General features: G+C 73.1%; 18 protein-coding genes. 11 read left to right on the plus strand and 7 right to left on the minus strand.

The features are described 5' to 3' along the window. Positions 1-16: 16 nt before the first annotated feature. Entirely contained in the window at positions 17-502 is a 486-nt protein-coding gene (locus UW392_RS64795) for an Lrp/AsnC family transcriptional regulator (RefSeq protein ID WP_320784886.1), read from the minus strand. 190 nt (positions 503-692) lie between these two features. Here UW392_RS64795 and pdhA (UW392_RS64800) point away from each other — a divergent pair, with 190 nt between their 5' ends. The 6 genes from pdhA (UW392_RS64800) to UW392_RS64825 all read left to right on the plus strand — a co-directional run bounded on the left by pdhA (UW392_RS64800) (position 693) and on the right by UW392_RS64825 (position 7,624). Next, positions 693-1,835, plus strand: coding sequence for a pyruvate dehydrogenase (acetyl-transferring) E1 component subunit alpha (pdhA, locus tag UW392_RS64800; RefSeq protein ID WP_320784853.1), 1,143 nt, complete (start codon positions 693-695; stop codon positions 1,833-1,835). Further along, positions 1,832-2,839, plus strand: coding sequence for an alpha-ketoacid dehydrogenase subunit beta (locus UW392_RS64805; protein ID WP_320784854.1), 1,008 nt, complete (start codon positions 1,832-1,834; stop codon positions 2,837-2,839). The genes pdhA (UW392_RS64800) and UW392_RS64805 overlap by 4 nt, the downstream gene beginning before the upstream one ends. Continuing rightward, a complete protein-coding gene (locus UW392_RS64810) occupies positions 2,836-4,107 on the plus strand; it encodes a dihydrolipoamide acetyltransferase family protein (RefSeq protein ID WP_320784855.1) in 1,272 nt (423 codons plus the stop codon). Before UW392_RS64805 ends, UW392_RS64810 begins: the two co-directional genes overlap by 4 nt. 25 nt (positions 4,108-4,132) lie before the next feature. Next, positions 4,133-5,125, plus strand: coding sequence for an NTP transferase domain-containing protein (locus UW392_RS64815; protein WP_414497810.1), 993 nt, complete (start codon positions 4,133-4,135; stop codon positions 5,123-5,125). Next, positions 5,125-6,465, plus strand: a complete 1,341-nt coding sequence (locus UW392_RS64820) for a molybdopterin molybdotransferase MoeA (protein WP_320784856.1) — start codon at positions 5,125-5,127, stop codon at positions 6,463-6,465. Before UW392_RS64815 ends, UW392_RS64820 begins: the two co-directional genes overlap by 1 nt. Positions 6,466-6,526: 61 nt before the next feature. Continuing rightward, positions 6,527-7,624 carry a potassium channel family protein gene (locus UW392_RS64825; RefSeq protein ID WP_320784857.1) on the plus strand — a complete coding sequence of 366 codons (1,098 nt, stop codon included), beginning with the start codon at positions 6,527-6,529 and terminating at the stop codon, positions 7,622-7,624. Between the two features lie 80 nt (positions 7,625-7,704). Here UW392_RS64825 and UW392_RS64830 read toward each other — a convergent pair whose 3' ends face one another. Beyond that, positions 7,705-8,553, minus strand: a complete 849-nt coding sequence (locus tag UW392_RS64830) for an ABC transporter permease (RefSeq protein ID WP_320784858.1) — start codon at positions 8,551-8,553, stop codon at positions 7,705-7,707. Continuing rightward, positions 8,550-9,563 carry an ATP-binding cassette domain-containing protein gene (locus tag UW392_RS64835; RefSeq protein WP_320784859.1) on the minus strand — a complete coding sequence of 338 codons (1,014 nt, stop codon included), beginning with the start codon at positions 9,561-9,563 and terminating at the stop codon, positions 8,550-8,552. Before UW392_RS64835 ends, UW392_RS64830 begins: the two co-directional genes overlap by 4 nt. A gap of 149 nt (positions 9,564-9,712) precedes the next feature. Here UW392_RS64835 and UW392_RS64840 point away from each other — a divergent pair, with 149 nt between their 5' ends. Further along, positions 9,713-10,693: an NAD(P)H-quinone oxidoreductase gene (locus tag UW392_RS64840; RefSeq protein WP_320784860.1), complete on the plus strand. Its 981-nt coding sequence runs from the start codon at positions 9,713-9,715 to the stop codon at positions 10,691-10,693. Positions 10,694-10,751: 58 nt separating this feature from the next. Here the strand turns inward: UW392_RS64840 and UW392_RS64845 are convergent, their stop codons facing one another. Continuing rightward, a complete protein-coding gene (locus UW392_RS64845) occupies positions 10,752-11,312 on the minus strand; it encodes a hypothetical protein (protein ID WP_320784861.1) in 561 nt (186 codons plus the stop codon). 223 nt (positions 11,313-11,535) lie between these two features. Between UW392_RS64845 and UW392_RS64850 the strand changes: the two genes are divergently transcribed. Then, entirely contained in the window at positions 11,536-12,081 is a 546-nt protein-coding gene (locus UW392_RS64850; RefSeq protein ID WP_320784862.1) for a bacterial proteasome activator family protein, read from the plus strand. Positions 12,082-12,126: 45 nt separating this feature from the next. Here the strand turns inward: UW392_RS64850 and UW392_RS64855 are convergent, their stop codons facing one another. Then, complete coding sequence (locus UW392_RS64855) at positions 12,127-13,836, minus strand: Stk1 family PASTA domain-containing Ser/Thr kinase (protein ID WP_320784888.1); 1,710 nt, start codon at positions 13,834-13,836, stop codon at positions 12,127-12,129. 360 nt (positions 13,837-14,196) lie between these two features. Here UW392_RS64855 and UW392_RS64860 point away from each other — a divergent pair, with 360 nt between their 5' ends. Then, positions 14,197-15,804, plus strand: coding sequence for a protein kinase domain-containing protein (locus UW392_RS64860; RefSeq protein WP_320784863.1), 1,608 nt, complete (start codon positions 14,197-14,199; stop codon positions 15,802-15,804). 89 nt (positions 15,805-15,893) lie between these two features. Here UW392_RS64860 and UW392_RS64865 read toward each other — a convergent pair whose 3' ends face one another. Both UW392_RS64865 and UW392_RS64870 read right to left on the minus strand, forming a co-directional pair. Further along, positions 15,894-16,925, minus strand: coding sequence for a phosphotransferase (locus UW392_RS64865; RefSeq protein WP_320784864.1), 1,032 nt, complete (start codon positions 16,923-16,925; stop codon positions 15,894-15,896). A gap of 217 nt (positions 16,926-17,142) precedes the next feature. Further along, on the minus strand, positions 17,143-17,802 hold the full coding sequence (locus tag UW392_RS64870; protein WP_320784865.1) for a response regulator transcription factor: 660 nt from the start codon (positions 17,800-17,802) through the stop codon (positions 17,143-17,145). A gap of 437 nt (positions 17,803-18,239) precedes the next feature. Between UW392_RS64870 and pdhA (UW392_RS64875) the strand changes: the two genes are divergently transcribed. Beyond that, the gene (pdhA, locus tag UW392_RS64875) at positions 18,240-19,463 is read left to right on the plus strand and encodes a pyruvate dehydrogenase (acetyl-transferring) E1 component subunit alpha (protein WP_320784866.1); all 1,224 of its coding nucleotides are present in this window, start codon (positions 18,240-18,242) and stop codon (positions 19,461-19,463) included. Further along, positions 19,460-20,440, plus strand: a complete 981-nt coding sequence (locus UW392_RS64880) for an alpha-ketoacid dehydrogenase subunit beta (RefSeq protein ID WP_320784867.1) — start codon at positions 19,460-19,462, stop codon at positions 20,438-20,440. Before pdhA (UW392_RS64875) ends, UW392_RS64880 begins: the two co-directional genes overlap by 4 nt. Positions 20,441-20,442 lie beyond the last annotated feature (2 nt).

The raw sequence follows: 20,442 nt of genomic DNA on the forward strand, positions 1-20,442 counted from the left end.
GGGAGGACCCGTCAGGTCAGCCGTCGGGCTCCAGGTCCTCCTCCTCGAACACCAGCAGCGTGCGCGTGCTGAGAACTTCGGGGATGGCCTGGAGCCGGGTGAGCACCAGCTCGCGCAGGGCTCTGTTGTCCGGGGTGTGCACCAGCAGCAGGACGTCGAAGTCGCCGCCCACCAGGGCGATGTGGGACGCGCCCGGCAGCGCTCTGAGCCGCTCGCGGACCGTGCGCCAGGAATTCTGGACAATCTTGAGGGTGATGTACGCGGACGTGCCTTGACCCGCGCGTTCGTGGTCGACGCGGGCGCCGAACCCGCGGATCACGCCGTCCTCCACGAGACGGTTGATGCGGGCGTAGGCGTTGGCGCGGGAGACGTGCACGCGCTCGGCCACGGAGCGTATCGAGGAGCGGCCGTCCGCCTGCAGGATCTGCAGGATGTCGCGGTCGATCGCGTCCAGCGGACGGGGAGGCGGCAGGGGCGGGCCGGGCTCGGGCGGCTCGGCCATTTGTTCAGGTGCCATGTCCCCCCACCTCCCTGCCATGGACGTACTGCGTCCATCACAGGCTGTGGAGAACCGTTTGTCCACAGCCTGGCGGTGCCTGTAGCCAAAATGTGCCGACGACCGAACAATCGGTAGGTGAGGCGGGTCACATCCGGCGCGCCTCGTGAAGCCGCTCCCACGAGGAGGTGCCGTCATGACGGTCACGGAGCAGCGGGGCGCCCACCGGCCCACGCCCCCGCCCGCCTGGCAGCCCCGAACGGATCCCGCGCCGCTGCTGCCCGACGCCCTCCCGTACCGCGTCCTGGGCACCGGGGCGGCCGCCGGGGCGGACCCCGCACTGCTGCGCCGGCTCTACGCGGGCCTGGTGCGCGGCCGCCGGTACAACACGCAGGCGACCGCCCTGACCAAGCAGGGCCGACTCGCCGTCTACCCCTCCAGCACCGGGCAGGAGGCCTGCGAGGTGGCCGCCGCGCTCGCCCTGACGGAGCGCGACTGGCTCTTCCCGAGTTACCGCGACACCCTCGCCGTCGTGGCCCGGGGCGTCGACCCGGTCGAGGCCCTCACCCTCCTGCGCGGCGACTGGCACACCGGCTACGACCCCCGCGAGCACCGGGTCGCGCCGCTGAGCACGCCCCTGGCGACCCAGCTCCCGCACGCCGTCGGCCTCGCGCACGCCGCGCGCCTGAAGGGCGACGACGTGGTCGCGCTGGCGCTGGTCGGCGACGGCGGCACCAGTGAGGGCGACTTCCACGAGGCGCTGAACTTCGCGGCCGTCTGGCAGGCCCCGGTCGTCTTCCTGGTGCAGAACAACGGCTTCGCGATCTCCGTCCCGCTGGACAAGCAGACCGCCGCCCCCTCCCTGGCCCACAAGGCCGTCGGGTACGGCATGCCCGGCCGCCTGGTGGACGGCAACGACGCGGCCGCCGTGCACCAGGTCCTGACCGAGGCGCTGGCCCACGCGCGCGCGGGCGGCGGCCCGACGCTCGTCGAGGCCGTGACCTACCGCGTCGACGCTCACACCAACGCCGACGACGCGACGCGCTACCGGGACGACGCGGAGGTGGCGGCCTGGCGCGCGCACGATCCCGTAGCGCTCCTGGAGCGGGAGCTCACCGCGCGAGGGCTCCTCGACGAGGACGGGATACGCGCCGCGCGCGAGGACGCCGAGGTGATGGCCGCGGACCTGCGCGAGCGCATGAACCAGGACCCGGTGCTCGACCCCATGGACCTGTTCGCGCACGTGTACGCGGAGCCGACGCCGCAACTGCGCGAACAGCGCGAGCAGTTGCGGGCCGAGCTGGAGGCCGGCGCCGAGGCGCAGGGGGCGGACCGATGACCACCGTCGCCGTCAAGCCCGCCACCATGGCCCAGGCGCTCACGCGCGCGCTGCGCGACGCCATGGCCGCGGACCCCGCGGTGCACGTCCTGGGCGAGGACGTCGGCACGCTCGGCGGCGTCTTCCGGGTCACCGACGGACTCGCCGCGGAGTTCGGCGACGACCGCTGCACGGACACGCCGCTCGCCGAGGCGGGCATCCTCGGCACGGCGGTCGGCATGGCCATGTACGGACTGCGGCCCGTGGTGGAGATGCAGTTCGACGCCTTCGCCTACCCGGCGTTCGAGCAGCTCGTCTCGCACGTGGCCCGCATGCGCAACCGCACGCGCGGTGCGCTGCCCCTGCCGATCACCGTCCGCGTCCCGTACGGCGGCGGCATCGGCGGTGTGGAGCACCACAGCGACTCCTCCGAGGCGTACTACATGGCCACCCCGGGGCTCCACGTCGTCACGCCCGCGACCGTCGCCGACGCGTACGGGCTGCTGCGCGCCGCCATCGCCTCCGACGACCCGGTCGTCCTCCTGGAGCCCAAGCGGCTGTACTGGTCGAAGGACACGTGGAACCCGGAGGAGCCGGAGGCGGTCGAGCCGATCGGCCGGGCGGTGGTGCGGCGGCGGGGGCGCAGCGCCACGCTGATCACGTACGGGCCGTCCGTGCCCGTGTGCCTGGAGGCGGCCGAGGCGGCCCGCGCCGAGGGCTGGGACCTGGAGGTCGTCGACCTGCGCTCCCTGGTGCCGTTCGACGACGAGACGGTCGCCGCGTCCGTTCGGCGCACCGGGCGCGCGGTGGTCGTGCACGAGTCGGGCGGGTTCGGCGGACCCGGCGGCGAACTGGCGGCCCGGGTGACCGAACGGTGCTTCCACCACCTGGAGGCGCCCGTCCTGCGCGTCGCCGGCCTCGACGTGCCGTACCCGCCGCCCATGCTGGAGCGGCACCACCTTCCCGGAGTGGACCGCGTCCTGGACGCCGTGGGACGCCTGCAGTGGGAGGCGGAGGGCCGATGACCCAGGTGCTGGAGTTCCGGCTGCCGGACCTCGGCGAGGGGCTGACCGAGGCGGAGATCGTGCGCTGGCTGGTCCGGGTCGGGGACGTGGTCGCCGTCGACCAGCCGGTGGTGGAGGTCGAGACGGCCAAGGCCATGGTCGAGGTGCCGTGCCCGTACGGGGGCGTGGTCACCGCGCGCTTCGGCGAGGAGGGCGCCGAACTCCCGGTCGGCGCCCCGCTGCTGACGGTCGCCGTCGGCGACCCCGCGGACGAGGACCGGGGCGGTTCCGGGAACGTCCTGGTGGGCTACGGCACCGGGGCGCCCCCCGCACGGCGCCGACGGGTGCGGCCGGGGCGGACGGAGCGTCAGGAACAGCCCCTCATCCGTCCGGCCGACGGGCCCGTGCCGGTCATCTCTCCCCTCGTCCGCAGGCTGGCCCGGCGTAACGGCCTCGATCTGCGGAGCGTGCCGGGCTCCGGTCCCGAAGGACTGGTCCTGCGCGCCGACGTGGAGGGCGCGCTCCGGGCCGTCGCGACGCCCGCCCCGACGGCGACACCGTCGGCCGCCGCACCCGCCGCACCCGCCGCACCCGCCGCACCGGGCATCCGTGTCCCGCTCCGCGGTGTGCGGGGCGCCGTCGCCGACAAGCTCTCCCGCAGCCGTCGGGAGATCCCGGAGGCCACCTGCTGGGTGGACGCCGACGCCACGGAGCTCCTGAACGCGCGTACGGCCATGAACGCGGCCGGCGGACCGAAGGTCTCCCTCCTGGCCGTCCTGGCGCGCGTGTGCACCGCCGCGCTCGCCCGCTTCCCCGAGCTCAACTCCACGGTGGACACCGGTGCCCGCGAGGTGGTCCTGCTCGACGAGGTGCACCTGGGCTTCGCCGCGCAGACCGAGCGCGGTCTCGTCGTCCCCGTGGTGCGGGACGCCCAGGCGCGCGACACGGAATCGCTGAGCGCCGAGTTCGCGCGGCTGACGGAGGCGGCTCGGGCCGGGACGCTGACACCCGCGCAGCTCACCGGCGGGACCTTCACGCTGAACAACTACGGGGTGTTCGGCGTCGACGGGTCCACCCCGATCATCAACCACCCCGAGGCGGCCATGCTCGGCGTCGGCCGGATCGTCGCCAAACCGTGGGTGCACCGGGGCGAACTGGCCGTGCGGCAGGTCGTCCAGCTCTCGCTCACGTTCGACCACCGGGTGTGCGACGGCGGCACGGCGGGCGGCTTCCTGCGGTACGTGGCGGACTGCGTCGAACAGCCGGCGGTGCTCCTGCGTTCTCTGTGATTCCCACAGCGCGCATACTCGGGGGGTGACCGCGAACGCCCCCCCGGACGAACCGGACGAACCACAGCCCGGCGCCACCGATGCGGACGACGGCGCCGGGCCCGTCTTCGACGCCGTGGTCCTCGCCGGAGGCGCCGCCCGGCGGCTCGGCGGCACCGACAAGCCCGGTGTGCGCGTGGGCGGCCGCGCGCTGCTCGACCGGGTGCTGGCCGCCTGCTCCGACGCCCGGACCACGGTGGTGGTGGCCGCTCCGCGGACCACCGCGCGACCGGTGGTGTGGGCCCGAGAGGAGCCCCCCGGCGGCGGTCCGCTCGCCGCGCTGGCGGCGGGACTCGGGCACACCACCGCTCCTTACGTCGTCGTGCTCTCCGCCGATCTGCCGTTCCTCGACCGGCCGACGGTACGGCGGCTGCTGGGCGCCCTCCACGCCGGGGCCACCCGGAGCCCCCGCCCCGAGGGCGTGCTGCTCAGCGATTCCGGCGGCCGCGACCAACCCCTCGTCGCCGCCTACCGGTCCGACGCCCTGCGCCGCGAACTCGCCGCGCTGACGGCCGAGTACGGCAGCCCGGCCGGACTGCCCCTGCGGCGGCTCACCGGCGCGCTGGACCTCACCCGCATTTCCGACCCCGTCGCGTCGTTCGACTGCGACACCTGGGAGGACATCACCGTCGCCCGGGCACGTATCAGGGAGCATGGGCACGTGTTGGATGAATGGATTTCCGCAGTCAAGGACGAGCTGGGCATCGACCTCGACGTCGACACCGGCCTCCTGCTCGATCTGGCCCGCGACGCCGCGCACTCGGTGGCCCGCCCCGCGGCCCCGCTGACCACGTTCCTCGTGGGGTACGCCGCCGCCCGGGCCCAGGGAGGACCGGAGGAGGTCGCCGAGGCCGCGCGCAAGGCCGCCGCGCTCGCCCTCCGCTGGGCCGACGAGGAGGCCGCCGGCGCCGCCCGCAGCACGGGACCCGGGACCGGAGGGGCCTCCGCCCCCGACGCCGGCCCGGGCGCGGACGCCTGATGACCGCCCAGGACGCCGAGGAACTGTACGTGGAGGAGGCGCTCGCCTTGGTCAACGACAGGCCAGGGCGCGCTCCCTCCGTCACGGCGCCGAGCTCCTCGCCCGCCTCCGGGGCGCCGCACGCGACCGAGGAGGCGCACGCGGCGACCGCCTGGCCGCGGGCCCGGTCCCGCGCCGAGCGCGCCGCCCGGTCCGTCGGGCGCCGTCCCCCGGTCACCGTCGCCCTCGACGACGCCCTCGGCCTGGTGCTCGCGGCACCCCTCACCGCCCTCACCGACCTGCCGTCGTTCGACACCTCCGCCATGGACGGCTGGGCGGTGGCGGGCCCCGGCCCCTGGGCCGTGCGCGACGAGGGCGTCCTGGCCGGGCACGCACAGCTGGATCCGCTCAGCGACGGCGAGGCCGTCCGTATCGCCACCGGCGCCCGCATCCCCCCGGACACCACCGCGATCCTGCGCAGCGAGCACGGCCGCACCGACGCGGGAGGCCGGCTGCACGCGACCCGGGAGGTGAACCACGGGCAGGACATCCGGTCCCGTGGCCAGGAGTGCCACAACGGCGACCAGCTCCTGCCGCTCGGCACCCGGATCACACCGGCCGTGCTCGGGCTCGCCGCGGCCGCCGGCTACGACACGCTCACCACCCTCCCCCGGCCCCGGGTGGACGTGCTCGTCCTGGGCGACGAGTTGCTCACCGAGGGCCGTCCGCACGAGGGGCTGATCCGGGACGCGCTCGGCCCGATGCTGCCGTCCTGGCTGCGGGCGCTCGGTGCCGAGGTGACAGCGGTGCGCCGGCTCGGGGACGACGCCGACGCCCTGTACGAGGCCCTGCGGGACTCCTCCGCCGACCTGATCGTCACCACCGGGGGCACCGCGGCGGGGCCCGTCGACCACGTGCACCCGATCCTCGCCCGGATCGGCGCCGAACTCCTCGTGGACGGCGTCAAGGTCCGGCCGGGCCACCCCATGCTCCTGGCGCGGACCAAGGAGGAACAGCACCTGGTGGGGCTCCCCGGGAACCCCCTGGCGGCCGTCTCCGGTCTGTTCACCCTCGCCGAGCCCCTGCTCCGCGTCCTCGCGGGACGCACGGCCCCGGAGCCGTACGTGCTGCCCGTGCGGGAGGCGGTGCAGGGGCACCCGTACGACACCCGGCTCGTCCCCGTCACCGTGCGTGCCGACCGGGCGGTACCGCTGCACTACAACGGCCCCGCCATGCTGCGCGGCATCGCCGCCGCGACGGCCCTCGCCGTCGTGCCACCGGGTGGCGCACGCCAAGGGGAGAATCTGGAGATGCTCGACCTGCCGTGGGCCACTACGGGGATCCAGGTGTGTTTCACGTGAAACAAAGCAGGTGCATCAGCGCGCGGTACAGAAGCGTGGACTCGACCGGGGGGCGTTTCACGTGAAACTACCCGGCCATGACGTGATCGCCCGGCAGGCGGACGAGCATCTCGTCACCCACCAGGTGAAACTCCCGCGGCAGACGGTCGAGCGGCCGATCCGCCAGGTGGCCAAGCGGCTCGCGATGGCCCTGCTCGTGCTGGTCGCGACCGCCTTCATCGTCTATGCGGACCGTGAGGGCTACAACGACAACTCGGACGGCCCCGTCGACCTGCTCGACGCCTTCTACTACGCGACCGTCACCCTCTCCACCACCGGTTACGGCGACATCACCCCGGTCAGTGATGCCGCCCGGTTCACCAACATCTTCGTCATCACGCCGCTGCGCGTGATGTTCCTGATCATCCTGGTCGGCACCACGCTGGAGGTCCTCACGGAACGCACCCGCGAGGAGTGGCGACTGAACCGCTGGAGGACGGCTTTGAGGGACCACACCGTTGTCATCGGCTTCGGGACGAAGGGCAAGTCGGCGCTGCAGACCGTCCTGGCCTCGGGCCTGAGCAAGGAGCAGGTGGTCGTCGTGGACCCGAGCTCCAAGGCGATCGAGTCGGCGACGGCGCACGGGTACGCGGGCGTGATAGGGGACGCGACCCGCAGCGACGTGCTGTTGCGGGCGGAGGTGCAGAAGGCCCGGCAGATCATCATCGCCACCCAGCGGGACGACACCGCCGTCCTGGTCACGCTCACCGCCCGGCAGCTCAACCGCAAGGCGAAGATCGTGGCCGCCGTACGGGAGGAGGAGAACGCGCCCCTGCTCAAGCAGTCGGGCGCCGACATGGTCATCACCAGCGCCAGCGCGGCCGGCCGGCTGCTCGGGCTCTCCGTGCTCAGCCCCGCCGCGGGCATGGTCATGGAGGACCTCATCCAGCAGGGCAGTGGACTCGACATCGTCGAGCGGCCGGTCATAAAGGCCGAGGCGGGGCGCGGCGTGCGGGAGATCGACGACCTCGTCGTGAGTGTCGTACGAGGTCACCGGGTGCTCGGGTTCGACGACCCGGCCGTCGGCACACTGCACCTGACGGACCGGCTCATCACCATCGTCCGGGCCACCCCGAGCACCAAGGTCGCCCCCGACATCCGGCCGCTGCCCCAGGATTGAGCAGCACGCGCCGGTCCACCGGCACACACGGCTGAGGGCGCCCACCGTCAGGGGGCGCCCTCAGAGCCGTACGGCGCTTCTCACTTGCGGTTGTACAGCCGCATCGTCACCGGGCCGAAGACCAGGACGAAGAACGCCGTCCACCCCAGGGTCCAGGCGATCTCCGCGGTCGGCCGGTCACCGGCCATCAGCCCCCGCACGGCGGAGGCCAGGTGCGTGACCGGGCTGTTGTCGACGAAGGCCTGGAGCCAGCCCGGCATCGTCCTCGGGTCGACGAAGACGTTGGAGAGGAACGTCAGCGGGAAGAGCACCATCATGCTGACGCCCATCACGGACTTCTCGCTGCGCAGCAGCAGACCGAACATCGTCCAGACCCAGGAGAAGGCGAACGAGAAGGCGATCAGCAGGGCGATGCCGGCGAGCACCCCCGCGACCCCGCCGTGCGGCCGGTAGCCCAGGACCAGCCCGACCGTCAGCATCACCACCGACGCGATCGTGTAGCGCAGGGCATCACCCAGCAGGTACCCGACCATCGTCGACGGCCGCCAGATCGGCAGCGTACGGAAGCGGTCGAAGACACCCTTCTCGATGTCCGTGTTGACCGAGACGCCCGTGTACATCGTGATCATGACGACCGACATCACCAGGATGCCCGGCAGCAGGAACTGGATGTACTCCTGCGGCGAGCCGGCCAGCGCCCCGCCGAAGAGGTACGTGTACATCAGCACCATCATGATCGGGAAAGCCGTGACGTCGAAGAGCTGCTCCGGCACGTGCTTGATCTTGAGGATCGCCCGCCACCCGAAGGTCAGCGACGCCGACAGGGCACTGGGTCGCGGCGGCCGGTCCCCGGAGACCAGCAGGGCGGCCAGCGACTCCGCGCTGACGGGGGCGAGTTCCTTGCTCTCGGTGGGGATCGCGGTCGTCATGCCGCCTCGTCCTTCGTGTCGGGCCCGGTGGGGGCGTTCGTGTCGCGCCCGGTGAGGGCGAGGAAGACCTCGTCGAGGCTGGGCTGCCCCAGGGAGAAGTTGTCGACGGTGATGCCGCCACGGGCCAGTTCGGCGAGCGCGCGGGCCGCCTGCTCGGCCGCTCCCCGCCCGCCCGCGGCTCCCGCGCCGACGCGCGCCGTCAGCGCCACCGGATCGGGCTCCGGCTGCACCTCCGCGCCCAGGGCCAGCCGCAGCACCTCCTCGGCCAGCGGGCGCTGCGCCGCGTCGCGCAGCCGGACGTGCACCGACCCCGCGCCGACGGACGCCTTCAACTCGCCCTTGGTGCCCTCGGCGATCACCCGGCCGCGGTCGATGACGGCGATCCGGGACGCCAGCTGGTCCGCCTCGTCCAGGTACTGCGTGGTCAGCAGGACGGTGGTGCCCTGGGCGACCACCGCGCGCACGATGTCCCAGACCTGGTTGCGGCTGCGCGGGTCGAGGCCGGTCGTCGGCTCGTCCAGGAAGAGCAGGTCGGGCGTGTTCAGGATGGACGCGGCGATGTCGATACGGCGCCGCATGCCACCGGAGTAGTGCTTGACCTGCTTCATGGCGGCGTCGCCGAGCCCGAAGGCCGCCAGCAGCTGGTCGCCGCGCTCCCGCGCGGCCTTCTTGCCGTGCCCGAGGAGCCGGCCGAGCAGCACCAGGTTCTCGGCGCCGGTCAGGTCCTCGTCGACGGACGCGTACTGACCGGTGAGGCTCACCCGGCCGCGTACCGCGTCGGCCTCCCGTACGACGTCGTGGCCGAAGACGTGCGCCCGGCCGGCGTCCGGGCGCAGCAGGGTGGCGAGTATCCGCACGGTGGTCGTCTTGCCCGCGCCGTTGGGGCCGAGCACGCCGTACACCGTGCCGGCCGGCACGGAGAGGTCGACGCCGTCCACGGCCCGGGTCTCGCCGAACTTCTTGACCAGACCCGCGGTCTCGATCGCGAGGCCGGACGCATATCCGCTCATACAGGGATCCTTCCGCGTACGGGGCCCCGGTACGCGGGGCTGCGCAGGGAAGACCGGCACGGTGCGCGGAACTCATCGGCCGTCGTACGGAAGGGGACCGGTCGCGCACCTCCGCGCGGGCCGCGCACCCGAGGAGTAGCGTCCCTTTCATGTACGCGATCACGATTCCTGAACCCGGCGGGCCCGAGCAGCTGGTGTGGGCCGACGTCCCGGATCCCGAACCCGGCGAGGGCGAAGTGCTCGTCGAGGTGGCGGTGAGCGCGGTGAACCGCGCCGACATCATGCAGCGCCAGGGCCACTACGACCCACCTCCGGGCGCCTCCCCGTACCCCGGCCTGGAGTGCTCGGGGCGCATCGTCGCGCTGGGCCCCGGTGTCTCCGGCTGGAAGGTCGGGGACGAGGTGTGCGCCCTCCTCGCGGGCGGCGGCTACGCGGAGAAGGTCGCCGTCCCGGCGGGGCAGCTGCTGCCCGTCCCCGCAGGCTTCGACCTCCGGCAGGCGGCCGCGCTGCCGGAGGTGACCTGCACCGTCTGGTCGAACGTCTTCATGGTCTCCCACCTGCGGCCCGGTGAGACCTTCCTCGTGCACGGCGGCTCCAGCGGCATCGGCACGATGGCGATCCAGCTGGCCAAGGCGGTCGGCGCGCGGGTCGCCGTGACGGCGGGCACCCGGGAGAAGCTCGACACCTGTGCCGGCCTGGGCGCGGACATCCTGATCAACTACCGCGAGCAGGACTTCGTCGAGGAGATCGAGCGGGCCACCGACGGAGCGGGCGCGGACGTCATCCTCGACAACATGGGCGCCAAGTACCTGGACCGCAACGTGCGGGCCCTCGCCGCCAACGGGCGCCTCGCCGTCATCGGCCTACAGGGCGGCGTGAAGGGCGAGCTGAACCTCGGCATGCTGCTCGGCAAGCGCGGCGCGATCAGCGCGACCTCGTTGCGCGCCCGCCCGCTGGAGGAGAAGGCGGCCATCGTGGCGGCGGTGCGGGAGCACGTGTGGCCGCTGATCGAGGGCGGTCACGTACGCCCCGTCGTCGACCGGGAGCTCCCGATGAGCCGGGCGGCGGAGGCCCACCGGGTGCTGGAGGAGAGCGGTCACGTCGGGAAGGTGCTGCTGGTGCGGGAGTAGCGCCCCGCGCCCACCCGGCCTGATCGCACCCGGTCCGAAAAGACGCGGTGCGGACGTCTCACGGCCGGCGCATGCGCAGGCCGACGAAGGCGAGACCGAGGCCGAGGCCGATGAGGATCAGACCGCTGCCGAGGGGCAGCACCGGCCCCGCGGACTCCCCCGGGGACTTCCCGGCGGCGTCCTCGGAGGTGCTTCCCCCGGTCTCCTCGTCGGGCAGCGCGGCGTTCCGGGAGGGCGGGGGCGGGTGCGTCGGCCGCGGGGCCGCGGACCGCGGGTGCCGCCCTTCCGGGAGGGGCCGCTCGCCGGTCCCGGCCTCGCCGGTGCCCTCCCTGTCCGGCCCCGGCTCCGTCTCCGCCCCTGTCTCCGTCTGCGTCTCCGGTCCGGTCTCCGCCGCGTCGGTCCCGGTGGCGTCGTCGCCCCGGCCGGGCCGTTCCCGTCCCTCGCCTGCGCGGCTCCCCGCGCGGGACGTCTCCGCGGACGGTGTCCGTTCGGCGGCCACCGCGGAGGAGGGCTGCACGGCGCCCACCGCCAGGAACAGCGCCGACGAGACGAGCGCCGGGGCCATCCGGGCCGCGCACGGCCGCCGGGCCCGCCACGGCACACAGAACGATGCATCCACGCCGGTGCCCCTCTCCGGGACTGCGTACGCAAGCGCGCTTCGAGCGCCGGGGCACTCCCCGGCGCGGTCACTCCACGCTCACACGCCCCTCCTGCCGCCGCACGTCCGGACGCTGCGGATGTGGGCCGAACGACCTATGCGAACAAAACGCGCGTACGCGGTGGATCACCCTTTCCCGGGGGCACCAGGGTGTTGAGGTCCACGCGTGCGAGAGAATGGCGGCATGGAGATGCCGAGGAACGAACGGTCGTCCGAGAACCCCCAGATCCTGGTCGTCGGCCAGGACGGCATGGCACTCGGCGGTGGTGGCGGAGACGACGAACTCCGTGAGATCCCGGTGACGGAGCAGGTGGAGCAGCCGGCGAAGGTCATGCGCATCGGAAGCATGATCAAGCAGCTCCTCGAGGAGGTGCGGGTGGCCCCCCTCGACGAGGCGAGCCGCGCCCGGCTGAAGGAGATACACGCCAGCTCGGTCAAGGAACTCGAGGACGGACTCGCCCCCGAGCTGGTCGAGGAACTGGAGCGGCTGTCGCTGCCCTTCACGGACGAGGCGGTGCCCAGCGACGCGGAACTGCGGATCGCGCAGGCCCAGCTGGTCGGCTGGCTCGAAGGCCTGTTCCACGGCATCCAGACCACGCTGTTCGCCCAGCAGATGGCCGCCCGGGCCCAGCTGGAGCAGATGCGCCGTGCCCTTCCGCCGGGCGTCGGCGGCGAGGGCCCGGAGGACCCGCGCGCCGCGGGCGGCCGCTCGGGCGGGCCGTACCTGTAGCACCGGCCGCGACGGCACCGGGGGTGGAGCGGGAGGGACCCGTCCTCAGGAGGGCGGGTTCCCCGTGGACACCCGGAGCAGGATCTCCGGCAGGTCCTCCGGGTCGGCGTCCGTGTCGGACCGGGGGGACTGCTCCATGACCGTGCCGTCGCCCCAGGTGTTCTCGTCGGTGTCCACGACCTTGTACGTCCAGCCGGCGGCCCGCAGGCACTTCTTCACCGAGTCGATGTTCTTGAACGCGAAGCTCGGGACCTTGATCTTGTCGGGGTCCAGGTAGGACTCCCGGGGTTCGGTGCACTCGGTCGTCTCGATGGTCCGCGTCGGGTCCGGGCCCTTGTAGCCGGCCACCGCGGACGGGGAGGCGTCGCCGCCCACGCCGTCCGTACCGCCGGGCCCGTCGCCCCTGTTCAGCGCCAGGGCGGTGATCAGGCTCCCGACCGCGACGAGTGAGACGACGACCGCGCCGATCACGACGCCCCTGTTGACCTTGCCACCGCCCAGGGAACCCCCGGCCGGCCCGGCGGAGCGCGGGTCGAGGGTGTACGGCGGCGGTGTCGGCGCGCCGTGCCCGTGCGCGTACGCGGCGGCCCGCGGGAGCTGCTGGTGGCTGCCGGGCTGCGGATAGCCGTACGGGGCCGGGCCGGGGCCCGGGGCGGGGAAGGGCGTGGGGGTGGGCGCGGCGGCCGGGGCCGGGTTCGCGAGGGGCGCCGGAGTCGACGGGCCGTACGGAGCCGGCTGGTACGGGGTCTGCATGTGTCCCGCCGACGGACCGGGGGCCGACCGGTCGACGGGCGGGAAGACGGCGGAGCCCACGCCCGTGCCGCTCTGCGGCGCCGCGCCCGGGACGATGTTCGGCGCGGCGACGTGCAGGGAGGACGCCACCCGCAGGCACTCGTCGCGCATCGCCTGGGCGCTCGGGAAGCGTTCGTTCGGGTTCTTCCTCAGCGCGCGGGCGACCAGCGCGTCCACCGCCGGGGGCAGGGCCCGGTTGATGGTGGAGGGAGCCGGGGGCTGCTCCTGGACGTGCGCGTACGCGATGGCCAGCGGCGAGTCCGCGTCGAACGGGAGCCGCCCGGTGACCAGCTGGAACAGCATGATGCCGACCGAGTACAGGTCGGAGCGCGCGTCCACGCCGCGGCCCAGTGCCTGCTCCGGTGACAGGTACTGCGGGGTGCCGACGACCATGCCGGTCTGCGTCATGGATGTGACGCCGGACTGCATGGCGCGGGCGATGCCGAAGTCCATGACCTTGACCACGCCGCGCTTGGTCACCATCACGTTGCCCGGCTTGATGTCGCGGTGGACCAGCCCCGTCTCGTGGCTGATCTCCAGCGCGGCCAGCACGTCCGCGGTGACCTGCAGCGCCTTGTCGGCCGGCATCGCACCGTGCTCGCGGACGTCCGCGGTGAGCACCGCGCCGAGCGGCCGCCCCTCGACGTACTCCATCACGATGTACGGCGTCGGCACCGAACCGCCGTCGGACGGCGCGTCCTCACCGGTGTCGAAGACCGAGACGATGTTCGCGTGGGTGAGCTTCGCCACTGCCTGCGCCTCACGGCGGAAGCGCTCGCGGAATGCCTGCTCGCGCCCGAGCTCGGTGTGCAGCGTCTTGACGGCGACCTGCCGGTCGAGGACCGAGTCGTACGCCAGGTGCACCGAGGCCATGCCGCCCTCGCCGAGCAGGTCGCGCAGCTGGTAGCGGCCGCCGGCGAGGGCACGCCCCGCGTACCGGCCCTGTGCGCCGTCCTGGCTCATGATCTTGCTGTCCCCCATCGGCGCGGGCGAAGAGCGCCGGTGTGGCTCCCGCGGTCGGCGATCCTCGTGACTTCCGGAGTGATTCCCGGCCAAGTCTGCCCGAGGGCACGGACACGTCAAGCGTGGTGCCCGTTCCGTGACCGTACGCGAAGGAAGCGTCGCGCAAGCGTTACAGCGGGTGTACGACCCGTGGACGGAATTTGCACGCGGGGGGCCGCTGCGGGTTGGATGGCCGGTCCCTTCCCGATTCCGTCTCGCATCCAAGTCGGGCCGGTGCGTCGTGTGGAGGCTGTAGCGTGGCCCGACGGAGACCGTGACAACCACCGCGCGGATCGCGGGCAGAAACGACGGCGAGGACTGATGGCACAGCAGCAGCGCGCTCAGGGCCCGTCCGACCCCGAGGCGGCTGGCGGCGGTATGTCGGACGCGCCGGAGCTGTGGGGTAACGGCGGACTTGTCGGAGACGGCCGGTACCGGCTGACCGGCAGACTCGGCCGGGGCGGTATGGCCGAGGTGTTCGCGGCCGAGGACGTACGTCTCGGCCGCACGGTCGCGGTCAAGCTGCTGCGGTCCGATCTCGCCGAGGACCCCGTCTCGAAGGCGCGTTTCACGCGCGAGGCCCAGTCGGTGGCCGGGCTCAACCACCACTCGATCGTCGCGGTGTACGACTCCGGCGAGGACATGGTGAACGGCACCCCCGTGCCGTACATCGTGATGGAGCTCGTCGAGGGCCGCACCATCCGCGACCTGCTGCTCAACGCCGAGGCGCCCGGTCCCGAGCAGGCGCTGATCATCGTCTCGGGCGTCCTGGAGGCGCTCGCCTACTCGCACCAGCACGGCATCGTGCACCGCGACATCAAGCCGGCGAACGTCATCATCACCACCACGGGCGCCGTGAAGGTGATGGACTTCGGCATCGCGCGCGCCCTGCACGGGGCGTCCACGACGATGACCCAGACCGGCATGGTCATGGGCACGCCCCAGTACCTCTCCCCGGAACAGGCGCTCGGCAAGGCCGTCGACCACCGTTCCGACCTGTACGCCACCGGCTGCATGCTCTACGAACTGCTCGCACTGCGGCCGCCGTTCGTCGGCGAGACCCCGCTTTCGGTGGTCTACCAGCACGTGCAGGACATCCCGGTGCCCCCCTCCGAGGTCTCGGACGGCGCCCCGCCGGAGCTGGACGGGCTCGCCATGCGCGCGCTCGCCAAGGAGCCGGACGACCGGTTCCAGACGGCCGAGGAGATGCGCGGACTGGTCCAGTACGGCCTGCAGATGCTGTACGACCAGGGCGGCCACACCGGCACCTGGAACACCGGGCCCGTGGGCACGCACGACGGCCGGCACACCCCGGCGCAGGGCTTCGCCGGCACGACCGCGATGCCGCACCCCGGTGAGGCGGGGACGACGCAGATCCCGCAGCCGATCCTGCCGCACGGCGGCGGCCGGGACGACGGCGGTTTCGAGGGGCACGGCAATCAGGGCGGCGGCCGCGGCAGGCTGTGGATCCTGGCGGTGCTCGCGGTCATCGCCATCGCCGCGGGTGTCGCGCTGGCGATGAACCGGGACACGGGCGACGGGGGCGGCACCCCGGACACGACGAAGTCGCCGTCCGCCACCCAGTCGACCGGGGAGCCGACCCCGAGCGAGTCGCCCAGCGACGAGGAGACCGAGGAGAGCTCGGGAAGCGGCGACACCGACACGGGGACCGGCAGCGGCGGCGGTGGTTACCAGCCCCCGTACAACCCGGAGCCGAGTTACGAGTCCTCGCCCACGCAGAGCCAGGAGGAGCCGGAGGGCCCGACGGACTCGGCGCCGGTGACTGAGGATCCGCCGGTGAGCGAGGATCCGCCGGTGAGCGAGGAGCCGCCGCCTCCGAGCGGTGAGACGGGTGGCGGCGTCGGCGGCGGCGACACGTCGGACGGCGGCATCACCCTGGGCCAGAACGGCGGCGGCGACGGTACCTGACCCGGCCTGATCGGCCTGATCACCTCCACGCGCGCGTGGGGCCCCGAGGACGGGCCCCACGCGCGCGCGGCGTAGGGTCCCGCACCGCCTCAGCCCGAGAACGCCTCGCACACCGCCTCGTACTCGCGTGTCCACCACACCACCAGCGCGGACGACGCGGGGAACTGGCAGTCGGCGCGGGTGTCCCCGCGTTCGTAGTGCCAGCGCAGCATCCAGAAGTCGTTGAGCCGCTCCCACCACACGCGGTGCACGGCGGCGGCGAGTTCGGAGGGCGTGGCCCGGGCGGTGCAGCGGTACGCGCGCGCGTAGGCCCGCACCTTGGACAGGTGGAGGGTGCCGAGCGGCCGCAGGAAGAAGATCACGGCGGCCCGTACCGCCTCCTCCGCGCGGGGCTGCACCCCGAGGCGGTCCCAGTCCACGATGGCCGCCGGGGCGGCGCCCCGGTAGAGCACGTTGAAGGGGTGGAAGTCGCCGTGCACCCAGCCCACGGAACCGCCCCGCGGGGGCCTGCGGTCCGCGTGCCGCTCCAGGAGCCTGCGTCGTTCCAGCAGGCGGTACCGGGCGAGCTCGTCGAAGGTGTCGGCCGGCCGGTGGCGGCGCACCCGGCCGAGCAGGTCGTCGACGAGGGCGAGGGTGTCGTCCGGGTCGGCGCTGGGGGCGGGCGCGGCGGCGGCCCTCCCCTGCGGGGGCATCACCTGCTCCAGGCTCGCGTGCACCACCCCCAGGAGCGCTCCCAGCCGTCCGCACTGCTCGGTGGTGAGCTGCCCGCCGTGCCGGTGGCGTCCCTCGATCCACGGGTGCAGGGCGTACGCGTGGCCGCCGACGACGGCGACCGTGCGCCCGTCGCGGCCGGCCAGCGGCGGGGCCACCGGCACGCCCAGGTCCGCCAGCCGCTGGGTCGCCCGGTGCTGCCGGGCGATGGCGGCCGGGTCGGCGGTCTCCGGGTCGAAGTGGTGCTTGAGGAAGTACCGGCCGTGCGTGGTGGCGAGCCGGTACCCGCGGTTGAGCAGCCCCTGGTCGACGGGGACACAGGTCAGCGCGGACCCGGCGGCGTACCGGCGCAGCAGGTCGCGCAGAGGGGGCGTGTGAAGCTCGGGGGGTGGTACAGACGAGCGCAGCACGCGCCAGATGGTAGGGCACACATCGAGGCCGCTGAGCTCGCGCTTGTCACAGACAGTCGTCTTCGGTCACTTCATGTGCGGGAGCTGGCGCTCCCCGCCGCATGCCACCCGTCCGAGTCATACGGGGTGACGAACTACGGCTCGACCTGCAGGTACACAGGCTCGAAGGAGCCGCCCCGGCACCGTGCGCCGGCGTCCCCGTCCCCGGCGGACCGCGTCACCACCGCCCGGCCTGTCTGCGGGCCACGTACACCGCGGCCTGGGAACGCCGCTGCATACCGAGCTTGGCCAGCAGGCCCGACACGTAGTTCTTCACGGTCTTCTCGGCGAGGTGCAGCCGCTCGCCGATCGCCCGGTTCGTGAGCCCCTCGCCGATCAGGTCCAGGATCCTGCGCTCCTGCTCGGTGAGGACCGCCAGCCGGTCGCCGCCGTGCTCGGGGTGCCCCTCCCGCGTCTCCTCGGGCCCGTGGGCGGCGACCGCCGGGGCGGGCAGCACCCGGCCCGCGGCGACCTCCCGCACGGCGGCCAGCAGTTCGTCGCCACGGGTCTCTTTCAGGACGTATCCGGACGCGCCCGCCGCGGCCGCGGCGACGCGGGCCCCGTCGTCGGCGTACGAGGTCAGCATCAGGCACCTGGTGTCCGCGGCCCGTGCGCGGACCTCCCGGCACACCGCGATGCCGCTGCCGCCCGGGACCCGTACGTCCAGGATCGCGACGTCCGGACGAGCGGCCAGGATCCGCTCCACCGCGCCGGTCGCCGTGCCCGCCTCACCGACCACCTCGATGTCGCCCTCGCCCGAGAACAGCTGATGGAGCCCACGACGGACGATCTCGTGATCATCGAGGAGGAACACGGTGATTCTTCCGTTACCGGGCACGATCTCAGTGTCACACAGGGGGCCCGTCGGCGCGTGCCCTCCCCGACCCACGGGAACAGGCCATACACACCCTTCCCGTGCTCCGTGTGGCCGGGATAACGTGCCGGTGTTCCGGCCCCCTGCGAGGCTGTGACCAGTGCTGTGACCAGCGACTGTTCCCGACCGGTGCCAGGTACTTGGAAATCCGAGCATGCAACTACTTGGAAATCCAAGGAAATGCGCAGGTCAGGAGGGGTTTCACAGACGTGTCGAGCACTGGGTAACGTGCTTGTTGCAGGGCGCTCGCCGGGGCACCTGTCACGCCTGTTCCCGGCCGAGGGCACCCACCCCGTGCCCGGGTACGGGACCAGGCGAGCCGCTCCCCCACGCTCCACATGAGCAGGGGGACTCCCAGCCCACCCGGCAACCCCGGGGGCCGGACCGACGGAGGAGCACACGTGACCGTGGAGAGCACTGCCGCGCGCAAGCCGCGACGCAGCGCGGGAGGCAAGGCCGGCGCCACCGGCACCAAGCGCAGCACCACCGGCACCAAGGGCACCCCCCGCACCACTGCCGGGAAACCGGGGGGCGGCGAGCCGGAGCTCGTCCAGCTGCTGACCCCCGAGGGCGAGCGGGTCCCGAACGCCGAGTTCGACCCGTACGTCGCCGCCGTCACCGACGAGGAGCTGCGCGGGCTGTACCGCGACATGGTGCTGACCCGTCGGTTCGACGCCGAGGCGACCGCGCTGCAGCGCCAGGGCGAGCTGGGCCTGTGGGCCTCGCTGCTCGGCCAGGAGGCCGCCCAGATCGGCTCCGGGCGGGCCACCCGGGCGGACGACTACGTCTTCCCGACCTACCGCGAGCACGGCGTGGCCTGGTGCCGCGGGGTCGACCCGACGAACCTGCTCGGCATGTTCCGCGGCGTGAACAACGGCGGCTGGGACCCCAACAGCAACAACTTCCACCTCTACACCATCGTCATCGGCTCGCAGGCCCTGCACGCGACGGGCTACGCGATGGGCGTGGCCAAGGACGGCGCGGACGCGGCGGTCCTCGCCTACTTCGGCGACGGCGCCTCCAGCCAGGGCGACGTCGCCGAGGCGTTCACCTTCGCCGCGGTCTACAACGCGCCGGTGGTGTTCTTCTGCCAGAACAACCAGTGGGCGATCTCCGAGCCCACCGAGAAGCAGACCCGGGTGCCGCTCTACCAGCGCGCGCAGGGCTACGGTTTCCCCGGCGTCCGCGTCGACGGCAACGACGTCCTGGCCAGCCTCGCGGTCACCAAGTGGGCCCTGGAGCGGGCCCGCCGGGGCGAGGGGCCGACGCTCGTCGAGGCGTACACGTACCGGATGGGCGCCCACACCACCTCGGACGACCCCAGCCGCTACCGCCTGGACGACGAGCGGGTGGCCTGGGAGGCCAAGGACCCGATCGCCCGCCTGCGCGCGTACCTGGAGTCCGCGACCGACACGGGCGAGGGGTTCTTCACGGAACTCGAGGAGGAGAGCGAGGCGTTGGGCAGGCGAGTGCGGGAAGTGGTGCGTGCCATGCCGGATCCGGACCGCTTGGCGATCTTCGAGCACGCGTACGCGGACGGCCACGCGCTCGTCGACGAGGAGCGCGCCCGGTTCGCCGCGTACCAGGCGTCGTTCGCCGACGCGGAGGAGGGCAACCAGCGATGACCGCGGAGAAGATGGCACTGGCCAAGGCGATCAACGAATCGCTGCGCACGGCCCTGGAGAACGACCCCAAGGTCCTCGTCATGGGCGAGGACGTCGGCAAGCTCGGCGGCGTGTTCCGGGTGACGGACGGCTTGCAGAAGGACTTCGGTGAGGACCGGGTGATAGACACCCCGCTCGCGGAGTCCGGCATCGTCGGCACCGCCATCGGCCTGGCCCTGCGCGGGTACCGGCCGGTGGTGGAGATCCAGTTCGACGGGTTCGTCTTCCCGGCCTACGACCAGATCGTCACCCAGCTGGCGAAGATGCACGCCCGCTCGCTGGGCAAGGTCAAGATGCCGGTCGTGGTCCGCATCCCCTACGGCGGCGGCATCGGCGCGGTGGAGCACCACTCCGAGTCCCCGGAGGCGCTCTTCGCGCACGTGGCGGGCCTGAAGGTGGTCTCGCCCTCGAACGCGGAGGACGCCTACTGGATGATGCAGCAGGCCATCCAGAGCGACGACCCGGTGATCTTCTTCGAGCCGAAGCGGCGCTACTGGGACAAGGCCGAGGTCAACCGTGAGGCGATCCCGGACCCGCTGCACAGGGCGCGCGTCGCACGGGAGGGCACCGACCTCACGCTCGTCGCCTACGGGCCGATGGTGAAGCTGTGCCTGGAGGTCGCCGCGGCCGCGGCCGAGGAGGGCAGGTCCCTGGAGGTCCTGGACCTGCGCTCGGTCTCCCCGCTCGACTTCGACGCGATCCAGAGGTCGGTGGAGAAGACCCGCCGGCTGGTCGTGGTGCACGAGGCGCCGGTGTTCTTCGGCTCGGGCGCGGAGATCGCCGCCCGTATCAGCGAGCGGTGCTTCTACCACCTCGAGGCGCCCGTCCTGCGGGTCGGCGGTTACCACACGCCGTACCCGCCGGCCCGGCTGGAGGAGGACTACCTGCCGGACCTGGACCGGGTGCTCGACGCCGTCGACCGCTCGCTGGCGTACTGAGG

The organism is Streptomyces sp. CRN 30 (assembly GCF_034105845.1).

What these genes read in the sequence shown, in the direction of transcription:
- UW392_RS64860 (WP_320784863.1), top strand. Translation starts at nt 14,197, where the DNA reads ATGGCACAGCAGCAGCGCGCTCAGGGCCCGTCCGACCCCGAGGCGGCT.
- UW392_RS64820 (WP_320784856.1), top strand. Translation starts at nt 5,125, where the DNA reads ATGACCGCCCAGGACGCCGAGGAACTGTACGTGGAGGAGGCGCTCGCC.
- UW392_RS64830 (WP_320784858.1), bottom strand. Translation starts at nt 8,553, where the DNA reads ATGACGACCGCGATCCCCACCGAGAGCAAGGAACTCGCCCCCGTCAGC.
- UW392_RS64810 (WP_320784855.1), top strand. Translation starts at nt 2,836, where the DNA reads ATGACCCAGGTGCTGGAGTTCCGGCTGCCGGACCTCGGCGAGGGGCTG.
- pdhA (WP_320784853.1), top strand. Translation starts at nt 693, where the DNA reads ATGACGGTCACGGAGCAGCGGGGCGCCCACCGGCCCACGCCCCCGCCC.
- UW392_RS64795 (WP_320784886.1), bottom strand. Translation starts at nt 502, where the DNA reads ATGGCCGAGCCGCCCGAGCCCGGCCCGCCCCTGCCGCCTCCCCGTCCG.
- UW392_RS64880 (WP_320784867.1), top strand. Translation starts at nt 19,460, where the DNA reads ATGACCGCGGAGAAGATGGCACTGGCCAAGGCGATCAACGAATCGCTG.
- UW392_RS64835 (WP_320784859.1), bottom strand. Translation starts at nt 9,563, where the DNA reads ATGAGCGGATATGCGTCCGGCCTCGCGATCGAGACCGCGGGTCTGGTC.
- UW392_RS64855 (WP_320784888.1), bottom strand. Translation starts at nt 13,836, where the DNA reads ATGAGCCAGGACGGCGCACAGGGCCGGTACGCGGGGCGTGCCCTCGCC.
- UW392_RS64805 (WP_320784854.1), top strand. Translation starts at nt 1,832, where the DNA reads ATGACCACCGTCGCCGTCAAGCCCGCCACCATGGCCCAGGCGCTCACG.
- UW392_RS64850 (WP_320784862.1), top strand. Translation starts at nt 11,536, where the DNA reads ATGGAGATGCCGAGGAACGAACGGTCGTCCGAGAACCCCCAGATCCTG.
- UW392_RS64840 (WP_320784860.1), top strand. Translation starts at nt 9,713, where the DNA reads ATGTACGCGATCACGATTCCTGAACCCGGCGGGCCCGAGCAGCTGGTG.